The organism is Sphingobium sp. RSMS (genome assembly GCF_005406185.4).
In the GTDB taxonomy this organism is placed as follows: Bacteria; Pseudomonadota; Alphaproteobacteria; order Sphingomonadales; family Sphingomonadaceae; genus Sphingobium; species Sphingobium fuliginis.
The window spans coordinates 3,408,281-3,427,889 of record NZ_CM191257.1; the positions used below are offsets into that span (position 1 = coordinate 3,408,281).

Sequence of the window (19,609 nt, forward strand, 5' to 3'; positions counted from 1 at the left end):
AGCGGCCCTTATTCGATGACGATCAGCGGCTGGTCATATTCGACCGGCTGGCCGTTATCGACCAGCACGGCCTTGACCGTGCCGGCATGGGGCGCGGTGATGGCGTTCATGACCTTCATGGCTTCGACGATCAGCACGGTGTCGCCCGCCTTCACGGTCGAACCGACGGCGGCATAGGGCGCCGCGCCCGGTTCGGCGGCGAGATAGGCGGTGCCGACGATGGGCGAGCGGATGGCGTTGGCGGCCACGGCCGGGGCGGCGGCTTCGGCTGGAGCGGGGGCGGCGGCCGGCGCGGCCGTGGCGACCGGAGCGGCGGCGACGGGCGGGGGCGCATAGGTGACGGCGCCGCCGCCGACCTTGCGCGCGACGCGGATCTTGCGGTCGCCGTCCTCCACCTCGATTTCCGTCAGGTTGGTGTCGTCGAGCAGCGCGGCGAGATCGCGCACCAATTGTACGTCCACCTGCATTGCGCCCTTTTCAGCCTTGTCGTTCATTTTCAGTCCCTGGACGGTGAATTTCGTGTTCCGATGCCCGCGCCTATGCGCATTTGCGCCGGAGCGCAACTTATGTGCGTCGAGCTACAGTTCGAGCGCCGCCTCCAGCGCGAGCATGTAGGACAGGGCGCCGAAGCCCGCGATGGTCCCCTTCGCCGCCATGCCGACATAGCTTTTGTGGCGGAATTCCTCGCGCCGGTGGGGGTTGGAGAGGTGCACCTCTATCACCGGGACCGTGATGGCCTTGATCGCGTCGTGCAGCGCGACGGAGCTGTGGGTAAGGCCGGCGGCGTTGAGGATGACGGCGTGCGCGCCCTCCGCATGCGCCTCCTGCAGCCAGTCGACCAGATGGCCTTCATGGTTGGACTGGCGGAAATCGATCTCGACATGGGCGCGGTTGGCGGCGTCCTCCATCCGCTCGGCAATGTCGTCCAGCGTGTCATAGCCGTAGATTTCAGGCTCCCGCGTGCCGAGCATGTTGATGTTGGGACCGTTCAGGACATAGATTTTGCGCGTTTCGGCCATGGCGGTCCCCTTATGGTTGCGGGTGGGGCGTCGACGCCCCTATATGCGCGCTGATCTTTAGCCCTTCGTGTCGCGCCAAGTCGAGACACCTTGTTTGACAGGACAGAGCATTGAGCGTCGACGGAACCGTGTCCATCCATATCAATGGCGAGCATCGCCGCGTGCGTGCGGGCATGACGCTGGCGGAGCTGGCGAGCGAACTGGGTTTCGTGCCGGAGAAGGTGGCGGTGGAGCGCAATCTGGAGGTGGTGCCGCGATCGACGCTGGCGCAGGTGTGCGTCGAGGATGGCGACGAACTGGAGATCGTGCATTTCGTTGGCGGTGGCGACCATCCGGTCGCGGGCGGCGGCGATGTCCCGGCGGTGGATGAGGATGGCTGGACCGTGGCGGGCCGGACCTTCCGTTCGCGGCTGATCGTCGGCACGGGCAAGTACAGGGATTTCGAGCAGAATGCGGCGGCCGTCGCGGCTTCGGGGGCGGAGATCGTCACCGTGGCGGTGCGGCGGGTCAATGTGTCGGACCCCAAGGCGCCGATGCTGACGGATTTCATCGATCCCCGGAAGATCACCTATCTGCCCAATACGGCGGGCTGCTACACGGGGGAGGAGGCGATCCGCACCTTGCGCCTGGCGCGCGAGGCGGGCGGTTGGGATCTGGTGAAGCTGGAAGTGCTGGGCGAGGCGCGGACGCTCTATCCCGACATGGTGGAAACGCTGCGGGCGACCGAGATACTGGCCAGGGAAGGCTTCAAGCCGATGGTCTATTGCGTGGACGATCCCATTGCGGCGAAGCGGCTGGAGGATGCGGGCGCGGTGGCGATCATGCCGCTGGGCGCGCCGATCGGGTCGGGGCTGGGCATCCAGAATCGCGTGACGATAAGGCTGATCGTGGAAGGGACCCGGCTGCCGGTGCTGGTCGATGCGGGCGTGGGGACGGCTTCCGAAGCGGCCGAGGCGATGGAACTGGGCTGCACCGGCGTGCTGATGAACACGGCCATTGCCGAGGCGAAGGACCCGGTGCTGATGGCCGCCGCGATGAAGGCCGGGGTCGAGGCGGGCCGGATGGCCTATCGGGCCGGACGGATGGCGAAGCGCATGTATGCCGATCCTTCAAGTCCATTGGCTGGGCTGATCTGAGGCGCTGGCAAGAGGGTGCGCCATGCTCCCGCGGAGGCAGGAGCCTGTTAGGATGGTGTCTGAACGGGGCGGGACGGGGTGGTCATGAGCCGCCTGCCTCATTGGAGCGCCTGCGCGGGAGTTATTGCGGTATCGGCGGGGTTGCGACTTTCGCCGTTGCAGCAAATTGACCCTTTGCCGGGTTGCTTCTATCTCCTTGGGCGGATTCCCGGCAGGAGGACAGGCGATGGTGAACAAGCTCTACCCCGATGCGGCGAGTGCGTTGGAGGGTTTGCTGTTCGACGGCATGCATCTGTGCGCTGGCGGGTTCGGTCTGTGCGGGATACCCGAGCGGCTGATCGATGCGATCCGGGATTCGGGCGTCAGGGATCTGACCATCGCCTCCAACAATGCGGGGGTAGATGGCGAGGGGCTGGGCAAGCTGCTGCGCACGCGTCAGGTCAGGAAGATGATCTCCAGCTATGTGGGCGAGAACAAGGAGTTCGAGCGGCAATATCTGGCCGGGGAGCTGGAGGTGGAGTTCTGCCCGCAGGGCACGCTGGCTGAACGCTGCCGGGCGGGCGGCGCGGGCATTCCGGGCTTCTACACCAGGACGGGCGTCGGCACGGCGGTGGCCGAGGGCAAGGAAGTGAAGAGCTTCGACGGGCAGGATTATATATTGGAGCGCGGCATCTTCGCCGATGTGGCGGTCATCAAGGGCTGGAAGGCCGATGAGAGCGGCAACCTCATCTTCCGCAAGACGGCGCGCAACTTCAACCAGCCCATGGCGACGGCGGCGAAGATCTGCGTCGCGGAAGTGGAGGAGGTGGTGCCCACCGGCAGCCTCGACCCCGATGCGATCCATCTGCCCGGCATCTACGTCAAGCGCATGATCGTCGGAGCGCCTTACGACAAGAAAATCGAATTCCGCACCGTCCGCCAGAGGGAGGCGGTTTGACGTGACATGCCCTTCCCCGACCCCTCCCGCGGGTGGGAGGGGGGCTGTCGGCCTGGCGGTTTCGATGATGTTGGCGGGCTGTTCGGCCGATCGGCCGGCGGCGGTTCCGGTCGCGCCCGAAACGCCCCCGGCCGGGATGCAGTATCTTTATGGGTCGGGGGAGGCTTCGGCGCTTTCGCTCCAGGCCTATCAGGCTTTGCTGGCGCATGTCGCGGCGAAGGTGAAGGCGCGCCCGGCCGACAGCGTGATCCTGGCCGAAGGCGCAGGCCTTGACGATCCGCGCTTCGTGCCCTGCGGCGCAAAGCCCCTTGCCGCCGTCTTCGATGTCGATGAGACGGTGATGCTCAACATCGGCTATGAATATCATGCAGCGCGGACGGGCAGGGGATTCGACACGGCCGCCTGGGATGCATGGGAAAGGACGGGCGAAGCTGCGGTCGCGCCGGTTCCGGGCGCGGACCGGATGGTGCGCGCTCTGCGGCAGATGGGCGTGACGGTGGTGTTCAACACCAATCGCGCCGCCGGGAATGCCGAGCCGACCGTCCGCGCCATAAAGGCGGCCGGTCTGGGCGATGCCGTGCATGGGCAGACGCTGTTCCTGAGCGGCGACGACGCCATGGGATCGCGCAAGGACGGGCGGCGGGCGACGATCGCGGCGCGATATTGCGTCATCGCCATGGGCGGCGACCAGTTGGGCGACTTTTCGGACCTGTTCAATGGCGGACCGTCGGTGACGGCGCGGCGTGCCGCGACCATGCAGCCGGCGATCGCGCAGATGTGGGGCAATGGCTGGTTCGTCCTGCCCAATCCGGTTTATGGAAGCGGCCTCAAGGGCGGCTTCGACGAGGTTTTTCCGCTGGACAAGAGGTGGGCCGCGCCTGCCGATGGGGAGAAATAACATGCCCTGGACTCGTGACGAAATGGCCGCGCGGGCGGCGAAGGAATTGCAGGACGGTTTCTACGTGAACCTGGGCATCGGCATCCCGACGCTGGTGGCGAACCATATTCCCGACGGCGTGGAAGTGACGCTGCAGTCGGAGAACGGCATGCTGGGCATCGGCCCCTTCCCCTATGAGGGGGAGGAGGATGCCGACCTGATCAATGCGGGCAAGCAGACGATCAGCGAATTGCCGCAGAGCTGCTATTTTTCCAGCGCCGACAGTTTCGCGATGATCCGGGGCGGGCATATCGACCTGACCGTGCTGGGCGCGATGGAGGTTTCGGAACATGGCGACATCGCCAACTGGATGATCCCGGGCAAGATGATCAAGGGCATGGGCGGCGCGATGGACCTGGTCGCGGGCGTCAAGAAGATCATCGTCGTCATGGAGCACACGTCCAAGGATGGCAGTCCCAAATTCATCCCGGCCTGCACCCTGCCGCTGACCGGCAGGAATGTGGTCGACATGATCGTCACCGACCTCTGCGTGTTCCAGCGGTCCGATCATGACAGCCCGTTCCGCCTCATCGAATGCGCGCCGGGCGTGACGGCGGAGGAAGTCGCCGCCAAGACCAGTGCGCATTATCAGTCCTAGAGCTTCGATCCGATCGAATCGGATCGCCGCTCCGAAGTTTTTTGTTTACCGCGATTTCTTAACCGGCGATCCAGTCGGATCACCTGCAAATCGCTCTGAGGAAGCACGATGAGCCTCGACGGCACCTATGACGATGGCAATGTCTTTGCCCTGATCCTGGCTGGGAAGATTCCTTCGACCAGGCTTTATGAGGACGAGCATACATATGCCTTCCTCGACATCCAGCCGCAGTCCAAGGGGCACAGCCTGGTCATTTCCAAATGGTCGAAGGCGCGGAACATATTGGACGTCGAGGACGAGGCGCTGGCGCAGGTGATGGCGACGGTGAAGAAGGTCGCCAACGCCACCCGCAGGGCGCTGGACCCCGACGGCATCCATGTCGCGCAGTTCAACGGCGCGCCTGCCGGGCAGACCGTGTTCCACCTGCATTTCCACATCGTGCCGCGCTGGGAAGGCCAGCCGCGCGGCTTCGTCGCCCATGCGCAGGGCGACTTTGCCGATCCGGCGGAACTGCAGAAGCTGGCCGAAGAGATTCGCGCCCAGTTCTGATGCGCCAGACCTTCGTGAAAGCGCCCTGAGGTGGCGCTCAAGCCCTTCAAGGCCCCCGGCGCGCGGCTGGCGCTGCGCGCCAAGCGGGAAAGCCGGCGCTTCGCCGGCGGCAGCCGGCCGGCGGAGATCGTCCTGGACATTTCCCGGCTGCTGTCCCGCAGTTTCCATGCCGCGCCGACCGGGATCGACCGGGTCGAGTTCACCTATGCCCGGGAATTGCTGGAGCGGATGCCGGACCGGCTGGCCTTCGCCGCCGTTCATCCGGCGGGCGGCTATTATGGGCGGCTGAAGGATGCGGCGGTGCGCCAGTTCCTGGCCTTCACCGCGGCGCGCTGGCGCAACACGGAGCAGGTGGACGAGCGCGAGAGCAAGGCGGCGGTGATCCGCCACCTGATCGCGCTGCGCCCGCGCCCGGTGCCGGTGGCGCATGGGCCGCGCATCTATCTGCAGGTGTCGCCCCATCATCTGGACGACGCCGATCAGGTCGGCGCGATCCTGCGGGCGGAGGGCGCGCGCTTCGTGACGCTGGTGCATGACGTCATTCCGCTGACCCATCCCGAATTCGCCCGGCCGCAGGGCGCGGAGGAGCATCTGAAGCGGGTGCGCACGATCGACCGCTATGCCGACGGGATCATCGGCAACAGCCAGGCGACGATCGATGCGCTGGCGCCGCGCCTGACGCGCGGCCTGGAGGGGCGGGTGATCCGCGTCGCCCATTTCGGCGCGGACGCGCCGGACATGGTGGTGGAGGGCAGCCATGAAGTGCCGGATCGGCCCTATTTCGTCTATATTTCGACCATCGAGCCGCGGAAGAACCATCTTCTGCTGCTCAACATCTGGCGGCGGCTGGTGGAGAGATGGGGCGACAAGGCGCCGGTGCTGGTGCTGATCGGGCGGCGCGGCTGGGAAAATGAAAATGTCGTCGACATGCTGGAGCGGGCGGAAATCCTGCGCGGCCATGTGATCGAGGCGGGCAGCGTGCCGGACAATGAGATGAACGCGCTGGTCGCCGGGGCGCGGGCGATGCTGATGCCCTCCTTCGAGGAAGGCTATGGCATGCCGGTGATCGAAACGCTGTCGGCGGGCGTGCCGGTGATCTGCAGCGACATCGTCGCGCATCGGGAGGTGGGCGGCGAAGCGCCGGATTATCTCGACCCGCTGGACGGCCTCGGCTGGCTGAGGGCCATAGAGGCGTACAGCAAGGCCGATGCGCCCGAACGGGCGGCGCAGATCGCGCGGATCGCGGCGTGGCGGGCGCCGACATGGGGGGATTATTTCGACATCGTCGCCGGCATGCTGGACGAAATGACGGTTCGCGCTTCCGCTTGACGTCCCTGTGCCGGGCGATCACAGAAGCTGTTGTATGGATTGCGTTTTCGAATGGCTGAAGCGTCGCTCCATTCGCGCTGATCTATCTGTGGCTGGGGGCGGCTTTTCAACGTGAACGCGACTCCGTTTCTGCGCTCGCCCCCCTTTCCGGGCATTGACCCCGCGACGGCGGCGATCAGTCGCATGCGGCGCGATGGCGAAGCGGCTGCGCCTGTTTCCGACGCCTTGCTGGACGCCGCAGCCGAGGCGCGGGTCGGCGGCACATTCTGGGGCCATCGGCCCGTCGGCATCAGGCGGGTCGCGCGGGTCGGCGTGGCCATCCCGCAGGCCATGATGGACGGCCTTGCGCGGCAGGAAATCGGCATTGTGGGGAAGGCGGGGCTGGGCGCGGACTCCGGCCCCGGTCATGTCCTGCCGGAACCGACCGACCTCTGGGCGCTGATCGCGGGCGCGGCCTCCGTTCATGCCGGGGCGGACGACGAACTGGCGATCATCGCCGGGCTGCTGCATGTGCCGGTCTTCGGCGCGGACGGCGCGGCCATCGAGCCGGCGGTCCTGCGTGACAGCGCCCGTGCCGCGCTGGCGGCGGCGACCTATCGCGACTGTTTCAGCGGCGAGGACGCCGATGCCGTGCAGGCCGTGGCGCAACTGGCCGACTGGCGGCGGCATCTGGACGGCAATCATGGCATCGCGGCGGCGAGCGGCATGGCCTTGTGGAAGCGGGAGGCGATCCGGCGGTTCCTGTGGGACGGCGTCGCGTCGCCACCCTTCCTGCCGGAGCGCAGGGGCCTGCGGCGGGCCGCCCGGCGGGGAGGCGCGCTTGCGGTCTGGCCGTCGCGCGTGACGCCCGGCGCCATGGAGGATGCGCGCCGGCAGGGCGTGACCATCGCCCGGGTGGAGGACGGCTTCCTGCGGTCGAAGGGGCTGGGCGCGGCGCTGCATCCGCCCGGATCGGTGGTGATCGACCGGACGGGCATCTATTATGACGCGCGCTCCGCCAGCGACATGGAGCTGCTGCTGGCGACCTGCGTCTTCACGCCCGCGCTGGAACGGCGGGCGGCGCGGCTGCTGACGCAGATCCGGGCTTCCGGCGTCACCAAATATGGCAAGGGCGGGGGGCGGATGATCGGCCTGCCCCAGGGTCGCCGCACGGTGCTGGCGGTCGGGCAGGTCGAGGACGATCTGTCGGTCGAATATGGCGGCGCGGGGGTGGCGGGCAATCTCGACCTGCTAAAGCGGGTGCGCGCGGCCGAGCCCGACGCCCATATCATCTATCGCCCGCATCCCGATGTGCAGGCGGGTCTGCGCAAGGGGCATCTGAGCGATGCGGCGGTGCTGGAGCAGGCCGACGCCATCGATACCGGGTCGCCGCTGATGGAGCTGGTGCAGGCGGTGGACGAGGTTCATGTCCTCTCCTCCCTCACCGGGTTCGAGGCGCTGATGCGCGGGCGGCCGGTGACGGTCCATGGCATGCCCTTCTATGCCGGCTGGGGGCTGACCCGCGATCTGGCGGCCCCCAACGGACGGCGCGGGCGTCAACTCACCCTGGACCAGCTTGTGGCCGGGGCCTTGATTCTCTATCCACGCTATCTGGACCCGGTGACGCGCTTGCCATGCGGACCTGAAATCATGGTCGAGCGTTTGGCAAGCGGGGCGCCGGCCCCGGTGTCATGGTTGATCCGGCTGCGGACTTTACAGGGGAAGTTGCAGAGATTTATGACTTTGTCCGCCGAGTATTTCCATGGTTGATGCCAAGGCCAGAACCTTCCTGTTCCTCCAGGGGCCGCATGGGCCCTTTTTCGCCATGCTGGCGGAGGCGCTGAGGGCGCGGGGGCACCGGGCGCTGCGCATCAACATCAATGGCGGCGACAAGGTCGACTGGCCGGGGGAGGGGGCGACCGATTATCGCGGGACGTTCCGCAACTGGCCGATCTTCTTCGACGACCATATCGTCCATCATGGCGTGACGGACCTGATCCTCTATGGCGATTGCCGCCCCTATCATGCCTCCGCCCACAAGATGGCGCGGCTGCGCAACCTGCGCGTCCATGTGGTGGAGGAGGGGTATATCCGCCCCGATTTCCTGACGCTTCAGGAAGATGGCGTGAACGGCAATTCGACCCTGCCGCTCGACCCCGAATGGTATCTGGAGCAGGCGAGGGCGCTGCCGCCCGAGGAGAATGGGCGGCAGCCGCAAATCCCCTCCACCTTCCGGCAGCGCGCCTTCAACACCGGGCGCAACGGCATGGCGTCGGCGCTGATGCGGCCCGCCTTTCCCTTCTATCGCACGCACCGGCCCAACAGCTTCCTGTGGGAGACGGCGGGCTGGTTCAAGAAGCTGAACCTGCGCAAGGCGGAGCGCCGCAGGTCGCGCGAGCAATGGGGGGCGGTGTGCGACCGGCCCTATTTCACTTTGCCGCTCCAGCTCGATTCCGACTATCAGATCCGCGTCCATTCGCCCTTCGGCACGATGCGCGCGGCCTTGCGCTTCGTCATCAAGAGCTTCGCCGCCCATGCGCCCGCCAACACCGCCCTGGTGGTGAAGCGCCATCCGCTCGATCCGGGACTGGTCGCCTGGGGACGGCTGACGCGGCGGCTGGCGGCGCAATATGGCGTCGGGGACCGGGTCTTCTACCTGGCGGACTGGGACATTGCCGAAGTGGTCGACAGGTCGCTGGGCGTGGTGACGGTCAACAGCACGGTGGGCACGCTGGCGCTTAACGCCGGCAAGCCGGTGGTCGTGCTGGGCCATGCGGTCTACAAGGTGCCGGGCGTGGTGCACAGGCGTTCGCTCGACGAATTCTGGTCCGCGCCGGGGGCGCCCGACATGGCGCTCTATTCGGCTTTCCGCCGGGTGCTGATCGACCGTTGCCTGATCCGGGGCGGCCTGCTGAGCGAGGAAGGGCTGCGGATGCTGGTGGACAATGCCGTGGAGCGGCTGACCCGTCCCGCCCCTTCGCGGGCCGAGCCGCGGCTGGTGCATGACCGCCAGCCTGCCCGGGCGGCCTTGCGATAGGGGCGCGTGCCGCAGCAGGACGATCCGCCCGGCCCGCTGGTGCCGTTGGCCGCTGGCGCGAGTTCGCGCGTCTGCCGCGTGGGCGAGGGGCGCGTGGCCAAGATATTCCACGCCGCCGTGTCGGAGGAGATGATCGCCCGCGAGGTTGATGCGGCGACGCTGGCGGCGGAGGCGGGCCTGCCGGTCGCCCGGCCCCTGCGACGGCTGGACATGGCGGAGGGGCGGGCGATCCTCTATCCCGAAGTGACCGGGCCGACGCTGATGCGGCGCATGCGGCTGCGGCCTTTGCAATCGGGGTCGTGCCTGCGCGACATGGCGGCGCTGCATCGGCGGATTCACGGGGAGGCGGCACCGGGCCTGCGCTCCCTGCGGCAGGTGTTGCGCACGGACATCCTTTACGGCCCGGCGGATCGCGGCTTGCAGGAGGGGGCGGTGGCGCTGCTGGACGGACTGCCGGACGGCGACCGGCTGCTGCACGGCGATTTCCACATCGGCAATATCCTGCTGTCGCCTTCGGGCATGGTGGCGATCGACTGGTCGAAGGCGGCGCGTGGCGACTTCGTGCCCGACCTGTTGCGGACGGAGATGCTGCTGCGCTTCGGCGAGGGGCCGCAGGATCGGTTGACCAACATGGCGCGGGACTGGGCGGCGCGCAATTATGTCGCCAGCTACAGGCGGCTCGCCCCGGCGCTGGAGCATGGCGCGGAATGGCGGGCCGTCGTTGCGCTAGCCTGGTTGCGGGCGCGGGCGCCGGTCAGGCAGGCGGCCTTCCTGGCCTATTTGAACCGGGCCCTGGCTGGGGCGGGCCTGCCCCCCTACAGCGCGATGACCTGATCGGCCAGCCGTTCGACCTCCGCCCGGTCGTGGCTGACATAGAGCATCGGCATGGCGAGATCGCGCTTCATCCGTTCTATCACGGTCAGGATTTCCTCGCGCCGGGCGGGGTCGAGCGAGGACAGCGGCTCGTCCAGCAGCAGGAATCGGGGGCCGGACAGCAGCGCTCGTCCGATCGCGACGCGCTGCGCTTCGCCGCCGGACAGGGTGGCGGGCCAGCGGTCGAGCAGATGGCCGATGCCCAGAAAGTCCATGACCGCGTTGAACGGCAGCGGCGCGTCGCCATGGCGGCCGTAGAGCAGATTGGCGCGCACGCGCATCTGCGGGAACAGCCGCCCGTCCTGGAAGACATAGCCGGCGCGCCGCCGGGCGGCGGGAATGTCGATGCCCGCGCCGCTGTCGAACAGCGTCTCGCCCGCCACGGCGATCCGGCCGCTGTCGGGCGTCAATATGCCGGCGACCATGTTGAGGATGCTGGTCTTGCCCGCGCCGGAGGGGCCGAAAAGGGCGACGAGGCCTGCGCCTGCCTGCGCCCGCAGGTGGATGAGGCGGTCGCCGATGCGATGGTCGACGGCGATGTCAAAGGACATGATTGGTCCTTCCGCCGCTCGCCCGGCGGGCCAATGCCTCCGATGCGACCAGCGCGGCCAGCGACAGCATGATCGAGATGATGGCGAGCCGGGTCACCGCCGATTCGGCGCCCGGCATCTGGAGCGCGGAATAGATGGCGATGGGCAGGGTGCGGGTTTCGCCCGGAACGTCGGAAACGAAGGTGATGGTCGCGCCGAACTCGCCGATGGAGCGGGCGAAGCCGAGCACCAGTCCCGCCACTATGCCCGGCAGCGACAGGGGCAGCGAAATGGTGAGGAAGACGCGCCACCGGCCCGCACCCAGCGTCTGCGCGGCCTGTTCCAGCCGGTGGTCGATGCCCTCGATCGACAGCCGCATCGCGCGCACCATCAGGGGCATCGCCATGATCGCGGAGGCAAGCGCCGCGCCGGTCCAGCGGAACATGAAGCTGACGCCCAGCATCTGTTCGAACAGCCTGCCAAGCGGGCCGTTCGCGCCGAACAGGAGCAGAAGCAGCCATCCGGTGACGACCGGCGGCACCACCAGCGGCAGGTGGATCAGCGCATCCACGAGCAGCTTGCCGGGGAAGCGCGAGCGGGCGAGCAGCCAGGCGAAGGTGAAGGCGACCGGCAGCATCAGCCCGACCGCCACCAGGCTGACCCGGAGCGACAGCGCAACGATGCCCCATTCATCGGCAGAGAGGATCATGCCGCCCTCTTTCGGTCAGGATAGGGGAAAACACCAGCCCCCCGTCATGTCCCGCTCATCGGCATTGCATCGGTCGAGGCCAGAGGGCAAAGCCGGACAGCCCTTCAAACTGGAGCATGTGCATGAAAGACCTGATCGCCTTCGACCTCGACGGAACGCTGGCGGAGAGCAAGCAGCCGCTGGGCGAGGCGATGGGCGACGCCCTGGCCCGGCTGTTGCAGGTGGCGCATGTCGCGGTGATCTCCGGCGGGGACTGGCCGCAATTCGACAAGCAGGTGGCGAGCCGCCTGCCGGAACGGGCCGACCGCTCGCGCCTGTGGCTGATGCCGACGACGGGGACAAAGCTCTACACCCATCGCGACGGGCAGTGGACGCCGGTCTATGCCGAACTGTTCGAGGAGGCGCAGAAGCAGGCGATCCTGGCGGCGTTCGACGCTTCGCTGGAGGCGACGGGCTTCGTGCCGGAAGAGGTGTGGGGCGAGCGGATCGAGGATCGCGGCAGCCAGATCACCTTTTCCGCGCTGGGCCAGCAGGCGCCGATCCATGCCAAGGATGTGTGGGACCCCGACTTCGCCAAGCGCAAGGTGATCCAGGCGGACCTGCGCCAGCGCCTGCCGGGACTGTCGATCAACATGGGCGGGGCGACCTCCATCGACATCACGCGGGAGGGGGTGGACAAGGCCTATGGCCTGAAGAAGCTGCGCGACGCGAGCGGGATCGCGCTGGAGGCGATGATGTTCATCGGCGATGCGATCTTCCCCGGCGGCAACGACTATCCGGCCAAGCAACTGGGGCTGGACACGGTGCGGGTGCGCGATCCGCAGGAGACGCTGGCGGTGATCGACGCGATCGTGGCCTGTCAGAGGTGACTTTCCCCTTCCTGCGGGAGGGGAGGAACAGGGTCACGGGCGGCTGAAGCCGTAGCGGGCGAGGATGTTCTGGCCGGCCCGCGACAGCAGGAAACGACGAAAGCCTTCCGCGTCCGGGTTCCGGCTCGCGCGCAGGCGGGCGAGGGGATAGCGGATCGGCGCATGGCTTCCCGCCGGGAAGGCGCCGACCACCAGGACAGCCTTCGATGCGCGGGCGTCGGTCGCATAGACGATGCCCAGCCGCGCCTCGCCCCGTTCCACCAGGGTCAGGGCGGATCGCACATTGTCGCCCAGCGCCAGCCGGTTGGCGACGCCGGGCCAGACGCCCAGCGCGCCCAGCGCCGCCTTGCCATATTTGCCCGCGGGCACGCTGTCCGGATTGGCCATGGCGAGCCGGGAGTCGCCCAGCGCCCTGGCGATCGGCATGCCGCGTGCGATGCGGAGCTTCAGCGGGGCGCGCGCCGGAGCGATCAGCACCAGCCGGTTGCCCGCCATGTCGGCCCTGCTGCCGCGCTGCACGAAGCCCGCCCTTTCGACATCGTCCATCCAGTCTTCGTCGGCCGACACGAACAGGTCTGCCGGGGCGCCGCCCCTGATCTGCCGGGCGAGCGCGGAGGAGGCGGCGAAGGACAGGACCGGCCGCGCATGGCGCTGCGCCGCCCAGGCATCGGCGGCGGCGCCCATCGCCTCCTGCATGCTGGCGGCGGCGAGCACCAGCGGGCCGCGCTGCTGCGCCATGGCCGGAACCGGCACCATATGGAGGAACAGGGCGATGGACGCGAGCGCGCGGAGAATCGGTTTCGGCATGACCCTTCTCCTGCCAGTTGCGCACCCTTTTGTCTTCGTCCTGCATCGGTTAAGCGGGAGCGTATGACCATGTTCCCGACCCCGCCGGTCCCGGCCTGATCGCACCGTGGCGGTCGTTCGTTCGCTTTGCGGTCAATGCGGCGTGGGATGCGGCATCCGCGCCGTCACCGGCGAGGGGCGCGAGGCGTCGATCGAGGGCGATCCCGTGCATCCTGCCAATGGCGGCCTGCTCTGCACCCGCAGCGAAGCGCTGAAGGACATGTTCGCGCTGGAGGGGCGGCTGTTGCGGCCGGTGGTGGATGGCCGCGCCGTCGGCTGGGACCGCGCCATCGACCAGGCTGCGCGCCGCCTGTCCGCCGTCATCGCCCGTCATGGTCCGGGCAGCGTGGCGATGCATGTGCCGGGTGGCCTGCTGACCGAAGACTATTATGTCGCCAACAAGCTGATGAAGGGGTTCATCGGCTCCGCGCATGTCGAGGCGCCCTGCAGCGAGGCGGGCGGCATGGCGGCGGCGCAGCGCGCGGCCTTTGGCGAGGATGTGATGCCCGCCGCCTATGAGGATCTGGCGCAGGCGGACATGCTGTTGCTGGTGGGCATGCCGACGGCCCGCCGCCATCCGGTGCTGCACGAGAGGATGGCCGAGGCGCGGGCGGAGCAGGGCGCGCGCCTGATCCTGATCGCGCATGCGGGCGACGGGCCGGAGGTCGAGGCGGATGAGCGCCTGACCGTCGCGCCGGGCAGCGAGGCGGCGCTGTTGAGCGGCCTGCTGCTGCATTGCCATGACAATGGCTTGCTGGACCGGGAATTTCTGGAACGGAGGCTGTCGGTGCCGGCCGGTTTCTGGGCGGGATTGAGCCGGGGACATGACCTTTGGTCGGTGGCGCGCGCCTGCGGCCTGGCGCCGGGCGAGGTGCGTGCCTTCTACGAGCAGGTCGCGGCGGCGCCCCGGCTGGTGACGCTGTTCAGCCCGCATGGGCAGGGCGAGGAAGCGCATCGCCTGTCGGCCGCCATCCTCAATTTCCATCTGGCGACCGGACGCATCGGCAAGGCGGGCGCCGCGCCCTTCGCCGTCACGGACGCCGCCAACGGCATGGGCGTGCGGGAAGTCGGCTGCCGGGCCGGGGAACTGGCCGCGCACCGGGATTTTTCGGAGGATGCCCTGGCGCAGGTCGGCCGTTTCTGGGGCGCGACGAGGCTGGCTGACCGGCCGGGGCTGGCCGGCGAGGCGCTGGCCGGGGCGATAGAGGCGGGGCGCATCAAGGCGCTGCTGATGCCCGGCGGCCTGCCTTCGGCGTCCCATCCGATCCGCGGCTTGCTGGAGCAGGTGCCGCTGGTCCTGTTGATGACGCCGTGGAGCGAGCCGGAAATGGACGCGCTGCGCATGGTCGCCTTGCCGTCCCCGCTATGGATCGAGAAGGATGGGACGCTGACCGGCGCCGACCGGCTGATCAGCCGCCAGCGCTGGTTGTTCCCGCTGCCCGGAGAGACCAAGCCCGACTGGTGGATACTCACCCGGATCGCGCAGGCCATGGGTTGGCGCGACGCCTTCCATTATGAGCGCCCCGCGGAAATCTATCGCGAGCATGTGCGGCTGACCGCCTATCGCAACGAGGGCAGGCGGTTGCTCAATCTCAAGCGGCATGCGCCGATTTCCAACCCGGCTTATGATGAGTTGACGCCGTGGCGCTGGGGGGAGGTGCCGTTCGACGAGGGGCTTTTCCCGACGGCGGATGGCAAGGCGCGGTTGATCGCCTTTTGGGATCAGGCCGCCTTTCGGGCCCGTTGACCGGCAAGGTGGCGGACTTCGGCTTCGGGGTGTGGGTGCGTCCGGAGCGGCAGGATTGGCCAGTTCGAGCCGTCCGGATCGATCGGTCCGGCGATCCTGGAATCTGTCCCAGGCCTTTTACTGCGTTTTCCGGGTCGGTGGATGATTCCATCTGCCTGGAAAGCGCTTTAGGCCGGCTGAGCCGCGATGGCGCGGAGATGCTCCAGCAGCGCGTCGCCATTGGCGGCCCAGGTGAAGCGTAGCGCCGCTTCGCGGACGGCTTCCCGTTCGGGCGGGTTCACCAATATATCGCTGATGGCGGCGGCCAGCGCTTCGGGTTCGCGGGCGACGATCCGGCCCGCCTCCGGCCGGTCGAGCAGTTCGCGTGCTCCGCCGACATCGCTGATCACGACCGGCGTGCCGCAGGCCAGCGCCTCCACCCAGGCATTGGCCAGACCCTCGGACGAGGAGGGGAGCGCCATGACGTCGGCGGCGGCATAGATGCGCGGCAGGCGATCGTGCGGCACCGAGCCCAGGAAGCCGATGCGCCGGTCGACGCCCAGTTCCTCGGCCTGTTTTTCCAGGGCGCGGCGATATTGCCCCTGTCCGGCGAACAGCAGCGTGACGCCGGGCAGTTGCGGCAGCGCCTGGACCAGCAGTTCCTGCCCCTTGCGCGGGATGAGCGCGCCGACGCACAGCACCACCGGGCCTTCGAAACCCAGGCTTTCCTTCGCGGCGGCGCGGTCGCTTATTTCGAAACGGTCGAGGTCGACCCCGGTATAATGGACGCGGATCTTGTCCCCGTCGATGCCCATGCGCGCCATCGACCGGCGCATCGCGTCCGACACGGCAAGCAGGCCGGCGGCATCGTCGGCGGCGCGCTTCACCATCTTCCGCGTGCCCTTGCGCGTGCCCCAATAATGGATGTCGGCGCCGCGCGCCTTCACCGAATAGGGAATGCCGAGCGCGCGGGAAAGGCGCTGCGCCACCGGGCCGTCGGGGAAGAAGAAGCTGGCGTCGATGACGTCGAAGGGCTGCTGCGCATGGAGGCGCCTGACCAGCGGCAGGATGGCGCGGGTCATGCTGTGGACGTTGAAGCGGCCGCCGAATTTGGGAATGATGGGGAAGACCGGGCGGTGGACGGTCAGGTCCTTCCACCGTTCCTTGGCGGGCAGGGCGCGCAGGGGGGCGTAGCGCCTGGCGCTCGACAGCGGCCAGGGCGGAATGCCGAGCGGCGCGACCACCGTGACCCTGACGCCGTCCCGGCTGGCCAGCTCGCGCGCCTGCCGTTCCACGAAGACGCCGAAATTGGGGCGGCTCATGTCCGGGAACAGGGTCGAGAGCATCAGGACGTTCAGCGTCATCGCATCCAACTATCTCTTGTTCCCGCATTGCCCCGGGCGTCCGGCGATGCCGTCCGACGGGACAATGCTGGGGCGGGTCTCTTTCCGGCAGACATGGTCAGGACAGGGTTAAGGATGAAAGCGCCTTTGTCTACAGCCGTCTGACCAGTTGGACCGCCACGGCGCCCCAGGGTGGGTCACTTATCACCTGCTGGCGCGTGCCGCTGCCCAGGGGGAGGATGTGCAGCCGGTCGTCCTCGCGCCCGATCAGCCGCCCGAACAGGAAGCGCCCGGCGTGGCGCGGCAAGAGCAGGTCGCGGTTGAGCACGCTGGAAAATTCCTCCGGCATGATGCGGCGGCACCATATCTCGTCACCGCTGCGGTAATCGCCGATGCTGCCCGATACCTGCACCCCCACCATCGCGTCCGCGGGGGCTGGCGGGGCGAGCGAGAGCGGGCGGGTGGGGGCGCGGGCGCCCTCCGGCCCGAGCAGGGCGGCCACGGGGACGACATTCTGGCCCGGCAGCGCGACCAGTTCGGAAGAGGCGACGCCCAATGCCTTTGCGATGCGGTTCAGCCAGTTGACCGATACGGTTCGGGTGCCGGTTTCAAGGCGGCCGATGGTCTGGGCCGTGGTGGGCGGGACGCATAAGGCGCCGACCTGTTCCAATGTGAGCCCCTTGGCCTTGCGTACCTCCCGGATGCGGGTGATCATATCTTGTCCTGTTTCACCTATTTGGTTTTAACGCTTTCCTACAAACAGGCCGGCATGGCAAGTCCCCCTGCATCGGATTGCTGCAAGGAGAAGCGCCATGGCCACGCAATATGTCGAACAGATTATAGAGGACCCCTTCGGCCGGGCGCAGAAGGTCGCGGTCAACCTGCACGAATCGCCTCTCGCATGGCTGCATGCGCGGGGGCATTTGAGCGAGCGGCATTATCTTGCCGGCGACAGGCTGCGCGCCGATTGGGAGAAGGCGGGTCTGGGCCCGGGGATCACGATGCGCTGGGATGCGGCGCCGGGGCGGCAGCGGGCTGGCGGCGCGGCGGGAGCGGAGCCGGGCCTGGCGCAACTGTCCGCGCGGGAGCGGTTCGACGGCGCGATTCGCGCCGCGGGGCCGGGTCTGGCCGATGTGCTGTGGCGGGTGGTCTGCGCGGGCGAGGGGCTGAGCGCGGCGGAAAAGGCGCTGGGCTGGCCGACCCGGGCGGGCAAGCTGGTGCTGACGCTGGCGCTGGACCGCGTCGCCGCCTGGTATCGGGTGGGAGAGGCGGGGTGACGGCGGGGGCCGCCGCGCGCTTCCCGTCGCCGGCCCGATCCTCTCTTCGATCCCGGCCATTCACAACCAATTCAAGCAGCCGGCGTTATGCATGGCATGGATGCAGGATGAAGGAGAAAGGCAATGGCCTGGACCGGACGGAGGTTCCTCGCGGCGATCGGCCTTGCCGGTGCGCTGGCCCTGGGCGGCTGTGCTTATGACGATGGCTATTATGGCGGCGTGAGCGTGGGCAGCGGCTATTATGGCGGCGGCTATTATGATGACTATTGGGGTCCGGGCTATTATCGCCCGGGCTATTATGGCGGCTGGTATGACGGCTATTACTATCCGGGCAGCGGCTATTATGTGTACAACCGCAGCGGCCATCGCCAGCGTTGGAACGACGGCCAGCGCCGCTATTGGGAAGGACGCCGGGAGGCCCGCCGCGATGACGGCCGGCGCGGCAACTGGAACAATGGCGCACCGCGTCAGGGCTGGCGGGAGCGTTCCGGCGGCGATGGCAATCGGTGGAATGGAAATGGGCGGTGGAATGGAAATTGGCGGAACGCCCGGCAGGGCAATCCCGCTGCGGGCGCGCAGGCGCCCGGGCCAGGAAGGGGACAAGGGGATATGACGACGCCACGGACCGAACGCAATTGGGGGACGCCGCGCACGCGGTCCGACGGCGGCGCGCGTTCCGGTGGCGGCGGCCGCTCCGGCCGTGAGGACTGGCGGGGTCGGCGCGACTGATGCGGCCTGGGTCCGGCGCGGTTATCGCCCTGCTCCTGCTCGCGGCCTGCGATGGCCGGGAGGAGAGCGCGATCGACAATCTGGCCAATGGCGCCAATGCGGCGCAGGTCGAAAATAATGTCCGGGCGGAGGCGCAGGCGGTTCTGGAGCCGCTGAATCCTCCTGCGCCGGGCATGCCCGGCGGCCTGCCGGTCGACCCGCGGCCGGTGGTGGAGGAAGACTCCATCGATCCCAAGGGCGCGCAGGGCGCCGCCCAGGTGGTGCAGGGCTATTACGGCCTGCTGGAGGAAAAGCGCTATAATGACGCGCAGGACCTGTGGAACGACAACAGCGCCATGGGGGCGGAAGACGATGCGCGCTTCGCCGCCCGTTTCCGCGGGTTCAGCGAAATCCATGCCCAGGTGGGCGCGCCCGGCGCGATCGAGGGGGCGGCGGGATCGCTGTTCGTGACGGTGCCGGTGCAGGTCTATGGCCGTCTGGCCGCCAACGGCAAGCCCTGGTATCGGTTGCGGCAGGTGACGCTGCGGCGGGCCAATGACGTGCCCGGCTCCAGCGAGGCGGACCGCCGCTGGCATATAGAGAGCATCGGCCCCTATGAACCGCCTGCCGGCGAAGCGACGGAGACGGCGGGCAACGCCATCTCCGCCACGGACAATCCGATCAGGAAATAGTCGCCTTCAGGATCTTGCCGGGGGTCTTGGGCGGCTCGCCCTTGGGCAGGGCGTCGACATGCTCCATGCCGGAAGTGACTTCGCCCCAGACGGTGTACTGGCCGTCGAGGAAGGTGGCGTCGTCGAAGCAGATGAAGAACTGGCTGTTGGCGCTGTTCGGGTTCATCGCGCGGGCCATGGAGCAAACGCCCCGGACATGCGGTTCGCGGCTGAATTCGGCCTTGAGGTCGGGCAGCTTCGACCCGCCCATGCCGGTGCCGGTCGGATCGCCGCCCTGCGCCATGAAGCCGGGGATGACGCGGTGGAAGACCACGCCGTCGTAGAAGCCGTCCTGGGCGAGCTGCGTGATGCGCTCCACATGGCCGGGGGCGAGGTCAGGACGCAGCTTGATGACGACGTCGCCGCCGCTGTCGAGGGTGAGGGTCAGGGTGTCGTCGGCCATGAAAAATCCTCTCTTCGGGGAAAATTGGGGAGATGGACCATATAGAGCGTTAAGACGGGGATGGAAGCCATTG

At 68.0% G+C, this 19,609-nt stretch carries 22 protein-coding genes; 14 read left to right on the top strand and 8 right to left on the bottom strand.

Translation table 11 applies throughout. The features are described from left to right. Nucleotides 1-8 precede the first annotated feature (8 nt). Together accB and aroQ are read right to left on the bottom strand one after the other, a co-directional pair. On the bottom strand, nucleotides 9-494 hold the full coding sequence (accB, locus tag EGM87_RS16685) for an acetyl-CoA carboxylase biotin carboxyl carrier protein (protein WP_025772776.1): 486 nt from the start codon (nucleotides 492-494) through the stop codon (nucleotides 9-11). 84 nt (nucleotides 495-578) lie between these two features. Continuing rightward, nucleotides 579-1,019, bottom strand: coding sequence for a type II 3-dehydroquinate dehydratase (gene aroQ, locus EGM87_RS16690; RefSeq protein WP_044661384.1), 441 nt, complete (start codon nucleotides 1,017-1,019; stop codon nucleotides 579-581). Between the two features lie 110 nt (nucleotides 1,020-1,129). Here aroQ and thiS point away from each other — a divergent pair, with 110 nt between their 5' ends. The 9 genes from thiS (at nucleotide 1,130) to EGM87_RS16735 (ending at nucleotide 10,355) form a co-directional block, all read left to right on the top strand. Further along, the gene (gene thiS, locus EGM87_RS16695; protein ID WP_099185234.1) at nucleotides 1,130-2,155 is read left to right on the top strand and encodes a sulfur carrier protein ThiS; all 1,026 of its coding nucleotides are present in this window, start codon (nucleotides 1,130-1,132) and stop codon (nucleotides 2,153-2,155) included. Between the two features lie 226 nt (nucleotides 2,156-2,381). Next, nucleotides 2,382-3,092: a CoA transferase subunit A gene (locus EGM87_RS16700; RefSeq protein ID WP_044661385.1), complete on the top strand. Its 711-nt coding sequence runs from the start codon at nucleotides 2,382-2,384 to the stop codon at nucleotides 3,090-3,092. A gap of 64 nt (nucleotides 3,093-3,156) precedes the next feature. Continuing rightward, nucleotides 3,157-3,990 (top strand): HAD family acid phosphatase, encoded by an 834-nt coding sequence (locus EGM87_RS16705; RefSeq protein ID WP_137709535.1) that lies wholly within the window; start codon nucleotides 3,157-3,159, stop codon nucleotides 3,988-3,990. A 1-nt stretch (nucleotide 3,991) separates the two neighbouring features. Continuing rightward, on the top strand, nucleotides 3,992-4,627 hold the full coding sequence (locus tag EGM87_RS16710; protein ID WP_137709534.1) for a CoA transferase subunit B: 636 nt from the start codon (nucleotides 3,992-3,994) through the stop codon (nucleotides 4,625-4,627). A gap of 108 nt (nucleotides 4,628-4,735) precedes the next feature. Further along, entirely contained in the window at nucleotides 4,736-5,176 is a 441-nt protein-coding gene (locus EGM87_RS16715; protein ID WP_044661388.1) for an HIT family protein, read from the top strand. Nucleotides 5,177-5,206: 30 nt separating this feature from the next. Then, nucleotides 5,207-6,505 carry a glycosyltransferase family 4 protein gene (locus EGM87_RS16720; RefSeq protein ID WP_044661389.1) on the top strand — a complete coding sequence of 433 codons (1,299 nt, stop codon included), beginning with the start codon at nucleotides 5,207-5,209 and terminating at the stop codon, nucleotides 6,503-6,505. Nucleotides 6,506-6,616: 111 nt separating this feature from the next. Next, nucleotides 6,617-8,254: a capsular polysaccharide export protein, LipB/KpsS family gene (locus EGM87_RS16725; protein WP_137709533.1), complete on the top strand. Its 1,638-nt coding sequence runs from the start codon at nucleotides 6,617-6,619 to the stop codon at nucleotides 8,252-8,254. Further along, nucleotides 8,247-9,521, top strand: a complete 1,275-nt coding sequence (locus EGM87_RS16730; protein WP_025549852.1) for a capsule polysaccharide biogenesis protein — start codon at nucleotides 8,247-8,249, stop codon at nucleotides 9,519-9,521. The genes EGM87_RS16725 and EGM87_RS16730 overlap by 8 nt, the downstream gene beginning before the upstream one ends. Before the next feature lie 6 nt (nucleotides 9,522-9,527). Next, complete coding sequence (locus tag EGM87_RS16735) at nucleotides 9,528-10,355, top strand: phosphotransferase (protein ID WP_137709532.1); 828 nt, start codon at nucleotides 9,528-9,530, stop codon at nucleotides 10,353-10,355. Here EGM87_RS16735 and EGM87_RS16740 read toward each other — a convergent pair. Together EGM87_RS16740 and modB are read right to left on the bottom strand one after the other, a co-directional pair. Continuing rightward, nucleotides 10,337-10,945: an ATP-binding cassette domain-containing protein gene (locus EGM87_RS16740; protein WP_137709531.1), complete on the bottom strand. Its 609-nt coding sequence runs from the start codon at nucleotides 10,943-10,945 to the stop codon at nucleotides 10,337-10,339. The genes EGM87_RS16735 and EGM87_RS16740 overlap by 19 nt on opposite strands. Continuing rightward, nucleotides 10,935-11,633, bottom strand: a complete 699-nt coding sequence (gene modB, locus EGM87_RS16745) for a molybdate ABC transporter permease subunit (RefSeq protein ID WP_137709530.1) — start codon at nucleotides 11,631-11,633, stop codon at nucleotides 10,935-10,937. Before modB ends, EGM87_RS16740 begins: the two co-directional genes overlap by 11 nt. A gap of 122 nt (nucleotides 11,634-11,755) precedes the next feature. On the opposite strand from modB, the gene EGM87_RS16750 reads away from it, so the two are divergent. After that, nucleotides 11,756-12,502 (top strand): HAD-IIB family hydrolase, encoded by a 747-nt coding sequence (locus EGM87_RS16750; RefSeq protein ID WP_061939406.1) that lies wholly within the window; start codon nucleotides 11,756-11,758, stop codon nucleotides 12,500-12,502. 33 nt (nucleotides 12,503-12,535) lie between these two features. Here EGM87_RS16750 and modA read toward each other — a convergent pair whose 3' ends face one another. Beyond that, a complete protein-coding gene (modA, locus tag EGM87_RS16755) occupies nucleotides 12,536-13,309 on the bottom strand; it encodes a molybdate ABC transporter substrate-binding protein (RefSeq protein ID WP_044661394.1) in 774 nt (257 codons plus the stop codon). 106 nt (nucleotides 13,310-13,415) lie between these two features. Here modA and EGM87_RS16760 point away from each other — a divergent pair, with 106 nt between their 5' ends. After that, nucleotides 13,416-15,095 carry a molybdopterin oxidoreductase family protein gene (locus EGM87_RS16760; RefSeq protein WP_137709529.1) on the top strand — a complete coding sequence of 560 codons (1,680 nt, stop codon included), beginning with the start codon at nucleotides 13,416-13,418 and terminating at the stop codon, nucleotides 15,093-15,095. Between the two features lie 167 nt (nucleotides 15,096-15,262). Here EGM87_RS16760 and EGM87_RS16765 read toward each other — a convergent pair whose 3' ends face one another. Next, nucleotides 15,263-16,438 carry a glycosyltransferase gene (locus EGM87_RS16765; RefSeq protein WP_137709528.1) on the bottom strand — a complete coding sequence of 392 codons (1,176 nt, stop codon included), beginning with the start codon at nucleotides 16,436-16,438 and terminating at the stop codon, nucleotides 15,263-15,265. Nucleotides 16,439-16,568: 130 nt separating this feature from the next. Then, complete coding sequence (locus EGM87_RS16770) at nucleotides 16,569-17,132, bottom strand: helix-turn-helix domain-containing protein (RefSeq protein WP_044661396.1); 564 nt, start codon at nucleotides 17,130-17,132, stop codon at nucleotides 16,569-16,571. Nucleotides 17,133-17,229: 97 nt separating this feature from the next. On the opposite strand from EGM87_RS16770, the gene EGM87_RS16775 reads away from it, so the two are divergent. The 3 genes from EGM87_RS16775 (at nucleotide 17,230) to EGM87_RS16785 (ending at nucleotide 19,094) form a co-directional block, all read left to right on the top strand. Beyond that, entirely contained in the window at nucleotides 17,230-17,694 is a 465-nt protein-coding gene (locus EGM87_RS16775; protein ID WP_137709527.1) for a DUF6456 domain-containing protein, read from the top strand. Between the two features lie 123 nt (nucleotides 17,695-17,817). Next, nucleotides 17,818-18,423, top strand: a complete 606-nt coding sequence (locus EGM87_RS16780; RefSeq protein WP_137709526.1) for a hypothetical protein — start codon at nucleotides 17,818-17,820, stop codon at nucleotides 18,421-18,423. Further along, a complete protein-coding gene (locus EGM87_RS16785) occupies nucleotides 18,423-19,094 on the top strand; it encodes a hypothetical protein (RefSeq protein WP_025549861.1) in 672 nt (223 codons plus the stop codon). Before EGM87_RS16780 ends, EGM87_RS16785 begins: the two co-directional genes overlap by 1 nt. Here the strand turns inward: EGM87_RS16785 and EGM87_RS16790 are convergent. Then, a complete protein-coding gene (locus EGM87_RS16790) occupies nucleotides 19,084-19,536 on the bottom strand; it encodes a peptidylprolyl isomerase (protein ID WP_044661399.1) in 453 nt (150 codons plus the stop codon). The genes EGM87_RS16785 and EGM87_RS16790 overlap by 11 nt on opposite strands. Nucleotides 19,537-19,609: the final 73 nt, after the last annotated feature.

What these genes read in the sequence shown, in the direction of transcription:
- EGM87_RS16700 (WP_044661385.1), top strand. Translation starts at nt 2,382, where the DNA reads ATGGTGAACAAGCTCTACCCCGATGCGGCGAGTGCGTTGGAGGGTTTG.
- EGM87_RS16780 (WP_137709526.1), top strand. Translation starts at nt 17,818, where the DNA reads ATGGCCTGGACCGGACGGAGGTTCCTCGCGGCGATCGGCCTTGCCGGT.
- EGM87_RS16750 (WP_061939406.1), top strand. Translation starts at nt 11,756, where the DNA reads ATGAAAGACCTGATCGCCTTCGACCTCGACGGAACGCTGGCGGAGAGC.
- EGM87_RS16710 (WP_137709534.1), top strand. Translation starts at nt 3,992, where the DNA reads ATGCCCTGGACTCGTGACGAAATGGCCGCGCGGGCGGCGAAGGAATTG.
- EGM87_RS16765 (WP_137709528.1), bottom strand. Translation starts at nt 16,438, where the DNA reads ATGACGCTGAACGTCCTGATGCTCTCGACCCTGTTCCCGGACATGAGC.
- EGM87_RS16715 (WP_044661388.1), top strand. Translation starts at nt 4,736, where the DNA reads ATGAGCCTCGACGGCACCTATGACGATGGCAATGTCTTTGCCCTGATC.
- aroQ (WP_044661384.1), bottom strand. Translation starts at nt 1,019, where the DNA reads ATGGCCGAAACGCGCAAAATCTATGTCCTGAACGGTCCCAACATCAAC.
- EGM87_RS16775 (WP_137709527.1), top strand. Translation starts at nt 17,230, where the DNA reads ATGGCCACGCAATATGTCGAACAGATTATAGAGGACCCCTTCGGCCGG.
- EGM87_RS16705 (WP_137709535.1), top strand. Translation starts at nt 3,157, where the DNA reads ATGATGTTGGCGGGCTGTTCGGCCGATCGGCCGGCGGCGGTTCCGGTC.
- modA (WP_044661394.1), bottom strand. Translation starts at nt 13,309, where the DNA reads ATGCCGAAACCGATTCTCCGCGCGCTCGCGTCCATCGCCCTGTTCCTC.
- EGM87_RS16730 (WP_025549852.1), top strand. Translation starts at nt 8,247, where the DNA reads ATGGTTGATGCCAAGGCCAGAACCTTCCTGTTCCTCCAGGGGCCGCAT.
- EGM87_RS16785 (WP_025549861.1), top strand. Translation starts at nt 18,423, where the DNA reads ATGCGGCCTGGGTCCGGCGCGGTTATCGCCCTGCTCCTGCTCGCGGCC.
- EGM87_RS16740 (WP_137709531.1), bottom strand. Translation starts at nt 10,945, where the DNA reads ATGTCCTTTGACATCGCCGTCGACCATCGCATCGGCGACCGCCTCATC.
- EGM87_RS16790 (WP_044661399.1), bottom strand. Translation starts at nt 19,536, where the DNA reads ATGGCCGACGACACCCTGACCCTCACCCTCGACAGCGGCGGCGACGTC.
- modB (WP_137709530.1), bottom strand. Translation starts at nt 11,633, where the DNA reads ATGATCCTCTCTGCCGATGAATGGGGCATCGTTGCGCTGTCGCTCCGG.
- accB (WP_025772776.1), bottom strand. Translation starts at nt 494, where the DNA reads ATGAACGACAAGGCTGAAAAGGGCGCAATGCAGGTGGACGTACAATTG.
- EGM87_RS16770 (WP_044661396.1), bottom strand. Translation starts at nt 17,132, where the DNA reads ATGATCACCCGCATCCGGGAGGTACGCAAGGCCAAGGGGCTCACATTG.